This window comes from Streptomyces sp. NPDC091209 (assembly GCF_044757755.1).
Taxonomy (GTDB): domain Bacteria; phylum Actinomycetota; class Actinomycetes; order Streptomycetales; family Streptomycetaceae; genus Streptomyces.
Window position 1 is genome coordinate 1,318,354 of sequence record NZ_JBIVVR010000001.1, and the last position, 15,051, is coordinate 1,333,404.

At 70.5% G+C, this 15,051-nt stretch carries 11 protein-coding genes; 10 read left to right on the forward strand and 1 reads right to left on the reverse strand.

The window, feature by feature from the left end:
• Positions 1 to 74: 74 nt before the first annotated feature.
• The 10 genes from ACIQRL_RS05710 to ACIQRL_RS05755 all read left to right on the forward strand — a co-directional run bounded on the left by ACIQRL_RS05710 (position 75) and on the right by ACIQRL_RS05755 (position 13,376).
• Positions 75 to 1,691 (forward strand): carboxyl transferase domain-containing protein, encoded by a 1,617-nt coding sequence (locus ACIQRL_RS05710; RefSeq protein WP_401327392.1) that lies wholly within the window; start codon positions 75 to 77, stop codon positions 1,689 to 1,691.
• Positions 1,692 to 1,699: 8 nt separating this feature from the next.
• Positions 1,700 to 3,628, forward strand: a complete 1,929-nt coding sequence (locus ACIQRL_RS05715; protein ID WP_401327395.1) for an acetyl/propionyl/methylcrotonyl-CoA carboxylase subunit alpha — start codon at positions 1,700 to 1,702, stop codon at positions 3,626 to 3,628.
• Positions 3,625 to 4,584 carry a hydroxymethylglutaryl-CoA lyase gene (locus ACIQRL_RS05720; RefSeq protein ID WP_401327397.1) on the forward strand — a complete coding sequence of 320 codons (960 nt, stop codon included), beginning with the start codon at positions 3,625 to 3,627 and terminating at the stop codon, positions 4,582 to 4,584. The genes ACIQRL_RS05715 and ACIQRL_RS05720 overlap by 4 nt, the downstream gene beginning before the upstream one ends.
• 11 nt (positions 4,585 to 4,595) lie before the next feature.
• Entirely contained in the window at positions 4,596 to 5,756 is a 1,161-nt protein-coding gene (locus tag ACIQRL_RS05725) for an acyl-CoA dehydrogenase family protein (RefSeq protein ID WP_401328124.1), read from the forward strand.
• Between the two features lie 414 nt (positions 5,757 to 6,170).
• Positions 6,171 to 7,220 (forward strand): ABC transporter substrate-binding protein, encoded by a 1,050-nt coding sequence (locus ACIQRL_RS05730; protein ID WP_401327399.1) that lies wholly within the window; start codon positions 6,171 to 6,173, stop codon positions 7,218 to 7,220.
• 41 nt (positions 7,221 to 7,261) lie between these two features.
• Positions 7,262 to 8,137 (forward strand): siderophore-interacting protein, encoded by an 876-nt coding sequence (locus ACIQRL_RS05735; RefSeq protein WP_401327401.1) that lies wholly within the window; start codon positions 7,262 to 7,264, stop codon positions 8,135 to 8,137.
• Between the two features lie 188 nt (positions 8,138 to 8,325).
• Complete coding sequence (desA, locus tag ACIQRL_RS05740; protein ID WP_401327404.1) at positions 8,326 to 9,801, forward strand: lysine decarboxylase DesA; 1,476 nt, start codon at positions 8,326 to 8,328, stop codon at positions 9,799 to 9,801.
• Positions 9,785 to 11,065, forward strand: a complete 1,281-nt coding sequence (locus ACIQRL_RS05745) for a lysine N(6)-hydroxylase/L-ornithine N(5)-oxygenase family protein (protein WP_401327406.1) — start codon at positions 9,785 to 9,787, stop codon at positions 11,063 to 11,065. The genes desA and ACIQRL_RS05745 overlap by 17 nt, the downstream gene beginning before the upstream one ends.
• Complete coding sequence (locus tag ACIQRL_RS05750) at positions 11,062 to 11,607, forward strand: GNAT family N-acetyltransferase (RefSeq protein WP_401327409.1); 546 nt, start codon at positions 11,062 to 11,064, stop codon at positions 11,605 to 11,607. Before ACIQRL_RS05745 ends, ACIQRL_RS05750 begins: the two co-directional genes overlap by 4 nt.
• Entirely contained in the window at positions 11,604 to 13,376 is a 1,773-nt protein-coding gene (locus tag ACIQRL_RS05755; protein WP_401327411.1) for an IucA/IucC family protein, read from the forward strand. Before ACIQRL_RS05750 ends, ACIQRL_RS05755 begins: the two co-directional genes overlap by 4 nt.
• 80 nt (positions 13,377 to 13,456) lie before the next feature.
• Here ACIQRL_RS05755 and ACIQRL_RS05760 read toward each other — a convergent pair whose 3' ends face one another.
• On the reverse strand, positions 13,457 to 15,040 hold the full coding sequence (locus ACIQRL_RS05760) for a beta-N-acetylhexosaminidase (RefSeq protein ID WP_401327413.1): 1,584 nt from the start codon (positions 15,038 to 15,040) through the stop codon (positions 13,457 to 13,459).
• Between the last annotated feature and the right edge of the window lie 11 nt (positions 15,041 to 15,051).

Consider the following 15,051-nt stretch of genomic DNA (forward strand, 5'->3'; position numbering starts at 1 on the left):
TTAGCGGTCGTTAACCTGAAGGAGTTGCGTTAACGCTCATTAACTGGTCGATCACCTGGTGAGGGGACCGCAGGATGCAAGAGGCACCTGAGCTGACGAGCGCGGCAGACCCCGCGTCGGAGGCCTGGAGGGCCAACGAGGCGGCACACCGCGCGCTCGGCGAGGAACTGCGCCAGAAGCTGGCCGCGGCGGCGCTCGGCGGCGGCGAGAAGGCACGCGCCCGGCACACCGCGCGCGGAAAGCTGCTGCCCCGCGACCGTGTGGACGCCCTGCTCGACCCCGGCTCACCGTTCCTGGAGCTGGCTCCGCTCGCCGCCGACGGGATGTACGACGGAGCGGCCCCGGCCGCCGGGGTCATCGCCGGGATCGGCCGGGTCAGCGGACGCGAGTGCGTGATCGTCGCCAACGACGCCACCGTCAAGGGTGGCACGTACTACCCGATGACGGTGAAGAAGCACCTGCGCGCCCAGGAGGTCGCGCTGGAGAACCGCCTGCCCTGCGTCTATCTCGTCGACTCCGGGGGCGCCTTCCTGCCCATGCAGGACGAGGTGTTCCCGGACCGCGACCACTTCGGGCGGATCTTCTACAACCAGGCGCGGATGTCCGGCGCGGGCATCCCGCAGATCGCCGCCGTCCTCGGCTCCTGCACGGCGGGCGGCGCCTACGTCCCGGCGATGAGCGACGAGGCCGTGATCGTGCGCGGCCAGGGCACGATCTTCCTCGGCGGGCCACCGCTGGTGAAGGCCGCCACCGGTGAGGTCGTCACGGCCGAGGAGCTGGGCGGCGGCGAGGTCCACTCCCGTGTGTCGGGTGTCACCGACCATCTTGCGGAGGACGACGCGCACGCGCTGCGGATCGTCCGGAACATCGCGGCCACCCTCCCCGCGCGCGGGGCGCTCCCCTGGTCCGTGGAGCCGTCGGCCGAGCCCAAGGTCGACCCGTACGGGCTGTACGGCGCGGTGCCGGTCGACTCCCGCACCCCCTACGACGTGCGCGAGGTCATCGCGCGCGTGGTGGACGGTTCACGCTTCGCCGAGTTCAAGGCCGAGTTCGGGCAGACCCTGGTCACCGGGTTCGCGCGGATCCACGGACACCCGGTCGGGATCGTCGCCAACAACGGCATCCTGTTCTCCGAGTCGGCCCAGAAGGGCGCCCACTTCATCGAGCTGTGCGACCAGCGCGGCATCCCGCTGGTGTTCCTGCAGAACATCTCCGGGTTCATGGTGGGCCGCCAGTACGAGGCCGGTGGCATCGCCAAGCACGGCGCCAAGATGGTGACGGCCGTCGCCTGCACGCGCGTGCCGAAGCTGACCGTCGTGATCGGCGGTTCGTACGGGGCGGGCAACTACTCGATGTGCGGCCGGGCGTACTCGCCGCGCTTCCTGTGGATGTGGCCGGGCGCCAAGATCTCCGTCATGGGCGGCGAGCAGGCCGCCTCGGTCCTCGCGACCGTCAAGCGCGACCAGATCGAGGCGCGCGGCGAGTCCTGGCCCGCCTCGGACGAAGAGGACTTCAAGGACCCGATCCGCCGGCAGTACGAGCGGCAGGGCAACGCCTACTACGCGACGGCCCGGCTCTGGGACGACGGCGTGATCGACCCGATGGAGACCCGGCAGGTCCTCGGACTCGCCTTGACCGCCTGTGCCAACGCGCCCCTGGGTGACCCCCAGTTCGGCGTCTTCCGGATGTGAGGGGACCCATGTTCGACACGGTGCTTGTGGCCAACCGGGGCGAGATCGCCGTACGCGTCATCCGTACCCTGCGCGCGCTCGGCGTGCGCTCGGTCGCCGTCTTCTCGGACGCCGACGCGGACGCCCGGCATGTCCGGGAGGCCGACACGGCCGTACGGATCGGACCGGCGCCCGCCTCCGAGAGCTATCTGTCGGTGGAACGGCTGCTGGAGGCGGCGGCCCGGAGCGGCGCCCAGGCGGTGCACCCGGGCTACGGCTTCCTCGCCGAGAACGCCGCCTTCGCGCGGGCCTGCGCCGAGGCCGGACTCGTCTTCATCGGGCCGTCCCCCGAGGCGATCTCCCTGATGGGCGACAAGATCCGCGCCAAGGAGACGGTGAAGGCGGCCGGCGTCCCGGTCGTCCCCGGCTCCTCGGGCAGCGGTCTGACGGACGCCGAGCTGATCGCGGCGGCCGGCGAGATCGGCGTGCCGGTGCTCCTGAAGCCGAGCGCGGGCGGTGGCGGCAAGGGCATGCGCCTGGTGCGCGACGCCTCGGTCCTGGCCGACGAGATCGCCGCCGCCCGGCGCGAGGCGCGGGCCTCCTTCGGCGACGACACGCTTCTCGTCGAGCGCTGGGTCGACCGGCCCCGGCACATCGAGATCCAGGTCCTGGCGGACGGGCACGGGCACGTCGTGCACCTGGGCGAGCGCGAGTGCTCCCTCCAGCGCCGCCACCAGAAGATCATCGAGGAGGCGCCCAGCGTGCTCCTCGACGCCGCCACACGGGCCGCGATGGGCGAGGCGGCCGTCCAGGCGGCCCGGTCCTGCGGCTACCGGGGCGCGGGCACGGTCGAGTTCATCGTCCCCGGCGGCGACCCGTCCTCGTACTACTTCATGGAGATGAACACCCGCCTCCAGGTGGAGCACCCGGTCACCGAACTCGTCACGGGCCTCGACCTCGTCGAATGGCAGCTCCGGGTCGCCGCCGGCGAACACCTGCCGTACGCGCAGGAGGACATCACCCTCACCGGGCACGCGGTGGAGGCCCGGATCTGCGCCGAGGACCCGGCGCGCGGCTTCCTCCCCTCCGGGGGCACCGTGCTCGCCCTGCACGAGCCGCAGGGCGACGGCGTGCGCACCGACTCGGGCCTCTCGGAGGGCACCGAGGTCGGCAGCCTCTACGACCCGATGCTCTCCAAGGTCATCGCCTACGGCCCCGACCGCCCGACGGCACTGCGCAGGCTGCGGGCCGCGCTCGCCGAGACGGTCACGCTCGGGGTCCAGACGAACGCGGGCTTCCTGCGGCGTCTGCTGGCCCATCCGGACGTGGTCGCGGGCGACCTGGACACCGGTCTGGTCGAGCGGGAGGCGGCGGGGCTCGTCCCGTCGGAGGTGCCGGAGGAGGTGTACGAGGCGGCGGCGGCCGTCCGGCTCGCCGAGCTGGCTCCGCCGGACGAGGGCTGGACCGACCCGTTCTCCGTGCCGAGCGGCTGGCGGCTGGGCGGCACCCCCCGGCCGGTGGGCTTCTCCCTGCGGGTCCTGGACCCCGTGGAGTACACCCCGCGCGGCACCCACACGGTCACCGCCGACCGGGTCGCGGTGACCCTCGACGGGGTGCGCCACACCTTCCACCGCGCCGCCGACTGGATCGGCCGCGACGGCGACGCCTGGCAGGTGCGCGACCACGACCCGGTGGCCGCGTCGCTCACCGGCGCCGCGCACGCCGGTGCCGACTCCCTGACCGCCCCCATGCCGGGCACGGTGACCGTCGTGAAGGTCGCCGTCGGCGACGAAGTGATCGCGGGCCAGAGCCTGTTGGTGGTCGAGGCGATGAAGATGGAGCACGTCATCTCCGCGCCGCACGCCGGAACGGTCAGCGAGCTGGACGTCAGACCGGGCACGACGGTCGCCATGGACCAGGTGCTGGCGGTCATCACCCCCGCGGAGGAGACAGAATGAGCACGGCCGAACTGGGCCTGCCGATGGCCGTACCGGCCCAGGACCTGCCCGCCCGGGTACGGATCTACGAGGTCGGCGCGCGCGACGGGCTGCAGAACGAGAAGGAGACCGTACCGACCGAGGTCAAGGCGGAGTTCATCCGGCGCCTCGCGGACTCGGGCCTGACCACGATCGAGGCGACCAGCTTCGTCCACCCCAAGTGGGTTCCCCAACTGGCCGACGCGGAGCGGCTGTTCCCGCAGGTGGCCGACCTGCCGGTGGCGCTTCCGGTGCTGGTGCCGAACGAACGCGGCCTTGAACGGGCACTGGCGCTCGGCGCCCGGCACGTGGCCGTCTTCGCCAGCGCGACGGAGTCCTTCGCGAAGGCCAATCTCAACCGGACGGTCGACGAGTCGCTCGCCATGTTCGAGCCGGTGGTGAGCCGCGCGAAGGCCGCGGACGTCACGGTCCGCGGGTACGTCTCGATGTGCTTCGGCGACCCCTGGGAGGGCCCGGTCCCGGTCCATCAGGTCGTCCGCGTCTGCAAGGCGCTGATGGACATGGGCTGCGACGAGCTGAGCCTCGGCGACACGATCGGCGTGGCGACACCGGGCCATGTGCAGGCCCTGCTCGCCGAGCTGAACGAGGAGGGCGTGCCCACCAGCGTGCTCGGCGTGCACTTCCACGACACCTACGGCCAGGCACTCTCCAACACGCTGGCCGCCCTCCAGCACGGCGTCAGCACCGTCGACGCCTCCGCGGGCGGCCTAGGCGGCTGCCCGTACGCGAAGTCCGCGACCGGCAACCTCGCCACGGAAGACCTCGTATGGATGCTCCAGGGCCTCGGTATCGACACCGGGGTCGACCTCGGCCGCCTCACCGCCACGAGCGTGTGGATGGCCGGACAACTGGGCCGACCCAGCCCGTCCCGCACCGTCAAAGCACTCGGTAAAACGACTCAGTCCCACCAGGAGTGATCCGCATGTCCCTGGACCACCGCCTTTCCCCCGAACTCGAAGAACTCCGCCGTACGGTGGAGGAGTTCGCCCACGACGTCGTGGCACCGAAGATCGGCGACTTCTACGAGCGGCACGAATTCCCGTACGAGATCGTGCGGGAGATGGGCCGCATGGGCCTGTTCGGGCTGCCGTTCCCCGAGGAGTACGGCGGCATGGGCGGCGACTATCTCGCCCTCGGCATCGCCCTGGAGGAGCTCGCCCGGGTCGACTCGTCCGTGGCGATCACCTTGGAGGCGGGCGTCTCGCTGGGCGCCATGCCGATCCATCTCTTCGGCACGGAGGAGCAGAAGCGGGAGTGGCTCCCGCGGCTCTGCTCCGGCGAGATCCTCGGCGCCTTCGGCCTCACCGAGCCGGACGGCGGCTCGGACGCGGGCGCGACCCGTACGACGGCCCGGCTCGACCCCGAGACGGACGAGTGGGTCATCAACGGCAGCAAGTGCTTCATCACCAACTCCGGCACGGACATCACCGGCCTGGTGACGGTCACCGCGGTCACCGGCCGCAAGCCCGACGGCAAGCCGCTGATCTCCGCGATCATCGTCCCCTCCGGCACCCCGGGCTTCACGGTCGCGGCCCCGTACTCGAAGGTCGGCTGGAACGCCTCCGACACCCGTGAACTGTCCTTCGCGGACGTGCGCGTCCCGGCGGCCAACCTGCTCGGCCAGGAGGGCCGCGGCTACGCGCAGTTCCTGCGCATCCTGGACGAGGGCCGCATCGCCATCGCGGCGCTGGCCACGGGGCTCGCGCAGGGCTGTGTCGACGAGTCGGTCAAGTACGCCAAGGAGCGGCACGCGTTCGGGCGCCCGATCGGCGCCAACCAGGCGATCCAGTTCAAGATCGCCGACATGGAGATGAAGGCCCACATGGCCCGCGTGGGCTGGCGCGACGCCGCGTCCCGTCTCGTCGCGGGCGAGCCCTTCAAGAAGGAGGCGGCCATCGCCAAGCTGTACTCCTCCACGATCGCCGTCGACAACGCCCGTGAAGCCACCCAGGTCCACGGCGGCTACGGCTTCATGAACGAGTACCCGGTCGCCCGCATGTGGCGCGACTCCAAGATCCTGGAGATCGGCGAGGGCACGAGCGAGGTGCAGCGGATGCTGATCGCGCGCGAACTGGGCCTCACGGGCTGATCCTTCGCACCCAGCCACCACATCGCGGCCACCGCCGGGCACCCGCCCGCCGGTGGCCGCCATGCGTCCGGCGTCCGGCCGACGGCCTCAAGGGCCGTGGGCGCCCGCGGACGGGATCGTCGCCGTCCCGTCGAGCCGCAGGTGAAGGGCCACCGGGCGGTCGCCAACGGCAGGGCACGACCGCCTGACCGTCCGTCACCCCGCCGAACCGAGCCGGGTCGACAGGTGAGTCGAGGCGCCGTGGTCCCCTGCCCGACCCCAGGGGACCACGGCCTCGTCACGTCGGCCGCACCGCGCAGGCCGCGGATTCGGCCGTGGTGCGACCTGCCCCCGGACAGGAACTGAGGTTAGGCTAACCTACCTTCGAACTCATCCGGCGGGCGCTCCCGCCCCGTGCCGAAAGCAGCCACACTCATGCCCAACGCCCGTGCCACTCACCTCACCCGTCGCGGCATCCTCGCCGCGGGCGGCGCCCTCGGCCTCGGTGCCGTCCTCGCCGCCTGCGGCGACGACAACGCCTCGAAAGACGGTGGCTCGGACTCGACGAAGGCCGCCGAGAAGTCCGGCCCGTGGACGTTCGAGGACGACCGCGGCACGACCGTGAAGCTGGACAGGGTTCCGGCGAACATCGTCGCCTTCACCGGTGTCGCCGCCGCCCTGTTCGACTACGGCATCGAGGTCAAGGGCGTGTTCGGCCCGACGAAGACCAAGGACGGCAAGGCCGACGTCCAGGCCGGCGACATGGACATCAGCAAGGTGACGATCCTCGGCAACGAGTGGGGCCAGTTCAACATCGAGAAGTACGCGGGCCTGGCCCCCGACGTCCTCATCTCGACCATGTTCGACACCGCGGGCACGCTCTGGTACGTCCCCGAGGAGTCCAAGGACAAGATCCTCAAGCTGGCCCCGAGCGTCGGCATCGGCGTCTACGACGTCCAGATGCCCCAGCCGCTGGAGCACATGCTCGCCCTGGCCGAGTCGCTCGGCGCCGACGTGAAGTCCGCGAAGACCGTCCAGGCGAAGAAGAAGTTCGAGACGGCCGCCGAGCGGCTGCGCAAGGCCGCCAAGGCCCGCCCCGAGATCAAGGTGCTCGCAGGCAGCGCGAGCCAGGACATCTTCTACGTCTCCGGTTCCAACCTCTCCATCGACCTGGAGTACTTCAAGGCGCTCGGCGTGAACATCGTCGAGCCCTCCGCCAAGGCCCTGAAGGCCAGCGGCGGCTGGTTCGAGAACCTGAGCTGGGAGAACGTCGACAAGTACCCGGCCGACATCATCATCATGGACGACCGCACCTCGACCATCCAGCCGGCCGACATCACCGAGGCCACCTGGAAGAAGCTCCCCGCCGTCAAGGCCGGCCAGGTCATCGCCCGCACGCCCGAGCCGATCCTGTCGTACGACAAGTGCACCCCGATCCTCGACAAGCTCGCCGAGGCCATCGAGAACGCGAAAAAGGTCGCCTGACACCCGCTCTCCCACCGCCTGACGATGACTCAGGAGCCCTCATGAAGACGGCCGTAGCCGCTCCGTTCCGTTTCTTCTCCCTCCAGGTCGTACGGACGAGGCGGCTCGGCCCGTCCCTGCTCCGCGTGACCTTCGCCGGGCCCGATCTACGGGAGTTCCACTCCGACGGGCGCGACCAGTCCCTGTCCCTGTTCCTGCCGCATCCGGGCCAGAGCGAGCCGGCCGTGCCGATCGAGCTCGGCGACAACTGGTGGCAGGGCTGGCGCGAACTGCCCGACGCCGTACGGGCGGTGATGCGCTCGTACACCCTGCGCGAACTGCGCCGCGATCCCGACGAGATCGACATCGACTTCGCGCTGCACGGGCTGGAGCCGGGCGCGACCGTACCGGCGGGACCCGCCTCGCGCTGGGCCTCCGGCGCCCGGTCCGGTGACCGTGTCGTCCTGCTCGGCCCCGCCGTCGAGGACAACCGGGCCATCCGCTTCCGGCCGCCCGCGGACACCGACCTCGTGGTCCTGTGGGGCGACGAGACGGCCGTCCCCGCGGCCTCCGCCATCCTCGCATCGCTGCCGGCGGGCCTGCGCGTCCGCGCCTGGCTGGAGGTCCAGCACGCCGCCGACATCCAGGATCCGACGACCTCGGCCGACGCCGAGATCACCTGGCTCGTCCGGGACGAACACTCCGACGCGAGCCACCCGGGCTCGCCGGGCTCCTCCATGGCCCTCGACGCCCTGCGGGCCGCTCAACTCCCCGCCACCCGGGCCCCGTACGCCTGGATCGCGGGCGAGTCCGGCCGCATGAGGGAACTGCGCCGCCATCTGGTGCGCGAGCGGGGCATCGACCGCAGGCGGGTCACCTTCGTGGGCTACTGGCGGCAGGGGCTGAGCGAGGAGCAACTACGGGAGCGGGGCGAGTAGTTCGCGGACACCCGCGGCGCCTCCCGGAAGTCCGGAACGGTCCGGCGCCGATCCGGGGCGTGCGTCACGAAAGACCAGGTGGGGCAGGGTCGCACGATCGACTTAGGTTAGGCTAACCTAAGTTGAACGTCGCGACTCCGCCCTTCTCCTGTCCCGCTCGGACTCTCCCCCGCACGGAGGACCCCCACATGCGCTCGCACCTGCTCAATGACACCACCGCGGACCGGTACCGCCGCTCCGTGACCGAAGGCGTCGAGCGGGTGGCGGCCAGACTCGCCACCACCGAACGCCCGTTCACGGGTGTCACGGTCGACGACCTCGCTCCCCGCATCGAGCGGATCGACCTCGACAAGCCCCTGCACGACACCACGGCCGTCCTCGACGAGCTGGAAGAGGTCTACCTCCAGGACGCGATCTACTTCCACCACCCCCGCTACCTCGCCCACCTCAACTGCCCGGTCGTCATCCCGGCCGTGCTCGGCGAGGCCGTCCTGTCCGCCGTCAACTCCTCCCTGGACACCTGGGACCAGTCGGCCGGCGGCACCCTGATCGAGCGCAAGCTCATCGACTGGACCAACGAGCGGATCGGCCTCGGACCGGCCGCCGACGGTGTGTTCACCAGCGGCGGCAGCCAGTCCAACCTCCAGGCCCTGCTGCTGGCCCGCGAGGAGGCCAAGCCCGGCGGGGAGGGCTGGGAGGGCGAGGGAACGAGGGCCGACCTCGGCAGACTGCGGATCTTCGCCTCCGAGGCCGGCCACTTCAGCGTGAAGAAATCGGCCAAACTCCTCGGCCTCGCTCCCGACGCCGTCGTCTCGATCCCCGTCGACCACGACAAGCGCATGCAGACCGTCGCCCTCGCCCGCGAGCTGGAACGCTGCCGCCAGGACGGCCTCGTTCCGATGGCCGTCGTCGCCACCGCGGGCACCACCGACTTCGGCTCCATCGACCCGCTGCCCGAAATCGCGGAGCTGTGCGCCCAGTTCGGCGCCTGGATGCACGTGGACGCGGCCTACGGCTGCGGACTGCTCACCTCGCTGAAGAACAGGGACCGCGTCGACGGCATCGAGCGCGCCGACTCCGTCACCGTCGACTACCACAAGTCCTTCTTCCAGCCGGTGAGTTCCTCGGCCGTGCTGGTCCGGGACGCCTCGACCCTGCGCCACGCCACCTACCACGCGGAGTACCTGAACCCGCGCCGGATGGTCCAGGAGCGCATCCCCAACCAGGTCGACAAGTCCCTCCAGACCACCCGGCGTTTCGACGCGCTGAAACTGTGGATGACGCTGCGCGTGATGGGCGCCGACGGTATCGGCGAACTCTTCGACGAGGTCTGCGACCTGGCGGAGGAGGGCTGGAAGCTGCTCGCCGCCGACCCGCGCTTCGACGTCGTCGTCCAGCCCACGCTCTCCACCCTCGTCTTCCGGTACATCCCGGCCGCCGTCACCGATCCAGCCGAGATCGACCGCGCCAACCTGTACGCCCGCAAGGCCCTGTTCGCCTCCGGTGACGCCGTCGTCGCGGGCACCAAGGTCGGCGGACGCCACTACCTGAAGTTCACCCTGCTCAACCCCGAGACCACGACGGACGACATCGCCGCCGTCCTCGATCTGATCGCCGGCCACGCCGAGCAGTACCTGGGAGAGCCCCTTGACCGCGCTTGCTGAATCCACGGACACGACCTACGACTTCGTGGGGATCGGGCTCGGGCCCTTCAATCTCGGCCTCGCCTGCCTGACCGAGCCGATCGCCGAACTCAGCGGCGTCTTCCTGGAGTCGAAGCCCCACTTCGAGTGGCACTCCGGCATGTTCCTGGAGGGCGCGCACCTCCAGACCCCGTTCATGTCGGACCTGGTCACCCTCGCCGACCCGACGTCCCCGTACTCCTTCCTCAACTACCTGAAGGAATCGGGCCGTCTCTACTCGTTCTACATCCGCGAGAACTTCTACCCGCTGCGCGTCGAGTACGACGACTACTGCCGCTGGGCCGCGTCGAAGCTGAGCAGCGTCCGCTTCTCCACGACGGTCGCGGAGGTGACGTACGAGGACGAGGTGTACGACGTACGGACGGAGGCCGGTGAGCTGCTGCGGGCCCGGCGCCTGGTCCTCGGCACCGGCACCTCGCCCCATGTCCCGGACGCCTGCGCGGACCTCGGCGGCGACTTCATCCACAACTCCCGCTATGTGCACCACAAGCGGGAGCTGCAGGCCAAGGAGTCGATCACCCTGGTCGGCAGCGGCCAGTCCGCCGCCGAGATCTTCCACGACCTGCTGAGCGAGATCGACGTCCACGGCTACCGGTTGAACTGGGTGACCCGCTCGCCGCGCTTCTTCCCCCTCGAATACACCAAGCTCACCCTGGAGATGACCTCTCCGGAGTACATCGACTACTTCCACGCGCTGCCCGAAGCGACCCGCTATCGCCTCCAGTCGGAGCAGAAGGGCCTCTTCAAGGGCATCGACGGGGAGCTGATCGACGCGATCTTCGACCTGCTCTACCAGAAGAACCTCGGCGGCCCGGTCCCCGCGCGTCTCCTCACCAACTCCTCGCTGGAAAGCGCGCGTTACGACGGGGGCACGTACACCCTCGGCCTCCGCCAGCAGGAGCAGGGCAAGGACTACGAGCTGAGCTCGGCCGGCCTGGTCCTGGCCACGGGCTACCGGTACGCCGAGCCCGCGTTCCTCGCACCCGTGCGTGACCGGCTCCGCTACGACACCCGGGGCAACTTCGACGTGGCCCGCAACTACGCCATCGACATCACGGGGAACGGGGTCTTCCTGCAGAACGCGGGAGTCCACACCCACTCGATCACCTCACCAGACCTCGGCATGGGCCCGTACCGCAACGCGTCCATCATCCGCGAGCTGCTCGGCGGAACCGAGTACTACCCGGTCGAGAAGTCCATCGCCTTCCAGGAGTTCGCCGCATGACCACCGCGACCGACCTCGGCACCTTCACCGTCCGCCCCCTCGACCCCGTCGAGGACGCCCCGCTGCTGCACGGATGGGTGACGCATCCCAAGGCCGCCTTCTGGATGATGCAGGAGGCGAGACTGCACGACGTGGAGCGCGCGTACATGGCCATCGCGGCCAGTGACCACCACGACGCCTTCCTCGGACTGCTGGACGGCGAGCCCGTCTTCCTGATGGAGCGCTACGACCCCCGGTACGTCGAACTCGTCGGCCTGTACGAGCCGGAGCCGGGCGATGTCGGCATGCACTTCCTGGTCGCGCCGAGCGACACGCCCGTGCACGGCTTCACCCGGGCCGTGATCACCGCGGTCATGGAGCATCTGTTCGCCGACCCGGCCACCCGCCGGGTCGTCGTCGAGCCCGACGTGGGCAACACGGCCGTGCACGCCCTCAACGAGGCCGTCGGCTTCGTGCCCGAGCGGGAGATCCGGAAGCCGGAGAAGAAGGCGCTGCTGAGCTTCTGCACCCGGGAGCGGTTCACGAAGGCGGTGTCGGCATGAGCCTCGCCGAGAGCGTCGCCCACCTCTCCCCCGAGCGCTGGGCCCTCGCCAACCGTCTTCTCGTCCGCAAGGCGCTCGCCGAGTTCGCCCACGAGCGGCTGATCACCCCCCGGAGCCTGCCGGACGGCCGGTACGAGGTCCGCGGCGACGACGGGCTGACGAGCTACCGGTTCACCGCCACCAGGCGTTCCCTCGACCACTGGCAGGTGGCCGCCGAGTCGGTCACCCGGCACCGCGACGGCGCCGAACTCCCGCTGTCCGCACTGGACTTCTTCATCGAGCTGAAGGAGTCGCTCGGTCTGAGCGACGAGGTCCTGCCGGTCTACCTGGAGGAGATCTCCTCCACCCTCTCGGGCACCTGCTTCAAACTCACCAAGCCGCCGATCCCGGTCCGCGAGCTGGCCGGCGCCGGTTTCCAGGCCATCGAGACCGGTATGACCGAGGGGCACCCCTGCTTCGTCGCCAACAACGGGCGGCTCGGCTTCGGGGTGCACGAGTACCTCGCCTACGCCCCCGAGACCGCGAGCCCGGTCCGGCTGGTGTGGCTGGCGGCGCACCGCTCACGGGCCGCCTTCACGGCCGGCGTCGGCATCGAGTACGAGTCCTTCGTGCGCGAGGAGCTGGGCGCGGAGACGGTCGAGCGGTTCGCCCGGACGCTGACCGGCCAGGGTCTCGACCCCGAGGACTACCTGCTCATACCCGTGCACCCCTGGCAGTGGTGGAACAAGCTGTCCGTGACGTTCGCCGCCGAGGTCGCCGAGCGGCGTCTGGTCTGCCTCGGCGAGGGCGACGACGCGTACCTGGCCCAGCAGTCCATCCGGACGTTCTTCAACACCAGCAGCCCGCACAAGCACTATGTGAAGACGGCGCTGAGCGTCCTCAACATGGGCTTCATGCGCGGTCTGTCCGCCGCCTACATGGAGGCGACCCCGGCCATCAACGACTGGCTGGCCCAGCTCGTCGAGAACGACCCGGTGCTGAAGTCCACCGGCCTGTCGGTCATCCGCGAGCGGGCGGCCGTCGGCTACCGGCACCTGGAGTACGAGGCGGCCACCGACCGCCACTCCCCGTACCGCAAGATGCTGGCCGCGCTGTGGCGCGAGAGTCCGGTCGGCTCGCTCCAGGAGGGCGAGAGCCTCGCGACGATGGCGTCCCTCGTCCATGTCGACCACGAGGGCGCCTCGTTCGCGGGCGCGCTGATCGAGCGGTCGGGCCTGACGCCGGTGGAGTGGCTGCGCGGCTATCTGCGCGCCTACCTCACCCCGCTGCTGCACAGCTTCTACGCGTACGACCTGGCTTACATGCCGCACGGCGAGAACGTCATCCTCGTCCTGAAGGACGGCGCCGTACGGCGGGCGGTCTACAAGGACATCGCCGAGGAGATCGTGGTCATGGACCCGCACGCGGTGCTGCCACCCGCGGTCGAGCGGATCCGGGTCGAAGTCCCCGACGACCAGAAGCTGTTGTCCGTCTTCACCGACGTCTTCGACTGCTTCTTCCGCTTCCTGGCGGCCCAGTTGGCGGAGGAGGGCGTCCTCGCCGAGGAGGACTTCTGGCGGACCGTCGCCGAGTCGGTGCGCGCGTATCAAGAGGCGACGCCCGAACTCGACGACAAGTTCCGGCAGTACGACCTGTTCGCGCCCGAGTTCGCGCTGTCCTGCCTCAACCGGCTCCAGCTGCGCGACAACCGGCAGATGGTCGACCTGGCGGACCCCTCGGGCGCGCTGCAACTGGTCGGCACCCTGAAGAACCCGATCGCCGGGTTCTGAGCACCGCGCTCCACGGAGAGCCCCACGGACAGGCGGGCGCCCCGGAGACGGTCCTCCGGGGCGCCCGCCGGCATGTCGGGCTAGCTCGCAGGCCAGGGGACCTGGGGCGAGCGGTAGTAGCCGATGCCCAGGGCGTCCCAGCGCGGCCCCTGGGCGGCGAGCCGCACCTTGTAGGTGTCCCAGTCGTGCGTGGACGCGGGCGACCAGCCGAGTTCGGCGGCCCCGGGCAGCCTCGGGAAGGCCATGACGTCGATATCGGCGGAGGTCACGATCGTCTCGGTCCACAGCGGCGCCTCGACGCCCTTGACGGCCGTGGCGGGCACGCCGGGAAGGTAGCTGCCCGGGTCCCAGTCGTAGGCCCGCCGCACCTCCACCAGGCCGGCCCAGTCCTGGCCGAGCGGGGTGTCGGCGGTGTACTTCATGTCGAGGTACAGCCGGTCCGCGGGCGACAGCACGAGCCCGGTCCCGTTCCGCGCGGCCTGGGCGACCTGTGCCTTCTCCTCGGCGCTGGTGTCGTCGAGCCCCCAGTACTGCGCGATGGCGCCCTTCGCGGGGGTGGCCCCGGTGAGCTGGTGCCAGCCGATCACCTTCTTGCCGTACTTGGCGACCAGGGGCTGCACCTTGTCCATGAAGGTCACGTAGTCGGCGTGGCTGGTGGAGTGCGCCTCGTCGCCGCCGATGTGGAGGTACGCGCCCGGGGTGAGCGCGGCCAGTTCGCGGATCACGTCGTCCACGAAGGCGTACGTCAGCGGCTTGTTCACGCACAACGAGGAGAAGCCGACGTCGGTGCCGGTGTAGAGCGGCGGCGCGATCCCGTCGCAGTTCAGTCCGGCGTACGAGGCGAGGGCGGCGTTGGTGTGTCCTGGCATGTCGATCTCCGGGACGACCTCCAGATAGCGCGCGGCGGCGTACCGGACGATCGCGCGGTAGTCGGCCTTGGTGTAGAAGCCGCCCTGGCCGCCGCCGACCTGGGTGGAGCCGCCGTGGGCCGCCAGCCGCGGCCAGGAGTCGACGGCGATGCGCCAGCCCTGGTCGTCGCTCAGATGAAGATGCAGCTTGTTGACCTTGTAGAGGGCCAGTTCGTCGATGTACCGCTTGACCTGGGCGACGGTGAAGAAGTGCCGGGAGACGTCGAGCATGGCCCCGCGGTAGGCGTAGCGCGGGGTGTCCACGATGGTGCCGCCGGCGATCAGCCAGGGTCCGCGCTGGACGGAGTCCCTCTCGACGGCGGCGGGCAGCAGTTGCCGCAGGGTCTGGACGCCGTGGAAGAGGCCCGCGGGCCGTCCGGCGGTGATGGTGACTCCGGACGCGGCGCTGTCGAGGCGGTAGCCCTCGTCGCCCAGTCCCTTGCCGCCGAGCCGCAGCCGGATCTCTCCCGCGCCGTGCGAGCTGACCGGCAGCCGGTAGCCGGTGGAGGGCCGCAGGATGTCCGCGAGGTACTCGCCGACCGTGCGGGCCTCGCGGGAGTCGTCGACGCGGATGCGGGTGTCACCGGAGACGCGGAACGGGGATCCGCCCGGCTCCACGGAGGCGGGGGCCGGGACGACGCGGCCGAGCGGAGCGGCGGCCCGGGTGTGCGGTGCCGCGCCGACGAGGGAGATACCGGCCGCCGCCACGAGCAGCAGCGTACCGAGAAGACGGGGCGTTCTGTGGTGCTGTCTCACATGCGCTCCCT

Excerpts from the sequence above, each read along its gene's own strand:
- ACIQRL_RS05710 (WP_401327392.1), top strand. The coding sequence starts at position 75 with ATGCAAGAGGCACCTGAGCTGACGAGCGCGGCAGACCCCGCGTCGGAG.
- ACIQRL_RS05735 (WP_401327401.1), top strand. The coding sequence starts at position 7,262 with ATGAAGACGGCCGTAGCCGCTCCGTTCCGTTTCTTCTCCCTCCAGGTC.
- ACIQRL_RS05730 (WP_401327399.1), top strand. The coding sequence starts at position 6,171 with ATGCCCAACGCCCGTGCCACTCACCTCACCCGTCGCGGCATCCTCGCC.
- desA (WP_401327404.1), top strand. The coding sequence starts at position 8,326 with ATGCGCTCGCACCTGCTCAATGACACCACCGCGGACCGGTACCGCCGC.
- ACIQRL_RS05720 (WP_401327397.1), top strand. The coding sequence starts at position 3,625 with ATGAGCACGGCCGAACTGGGCCTGCCGATGGCCGTACCGGCCCAGGAC.
- ACIQRL_RS05750 (WP_401327409.1), top strand. The coding sequence starts at position 11,062 with ATGACCACCGCGACCGACCTCGGCACCTTCACCGTCCGCCCCCTCGAC.
- ACIQRL_RS05755 (WP_401327411.1), top strand. The coding sequence starts at position 11,604 with ATGAGCCTCGCCGAGAGCGTCGCCCACCTCTCCCCCGAGCGCTGGGCC.
- ACIQRL_RS05715 (WP_401327395.1), top strand. The coding sequence starts at position 1,700 with ATGTTCGACACGGTGCTTGTGGCCAACCGGGGCGAGATCGCCGTACGC.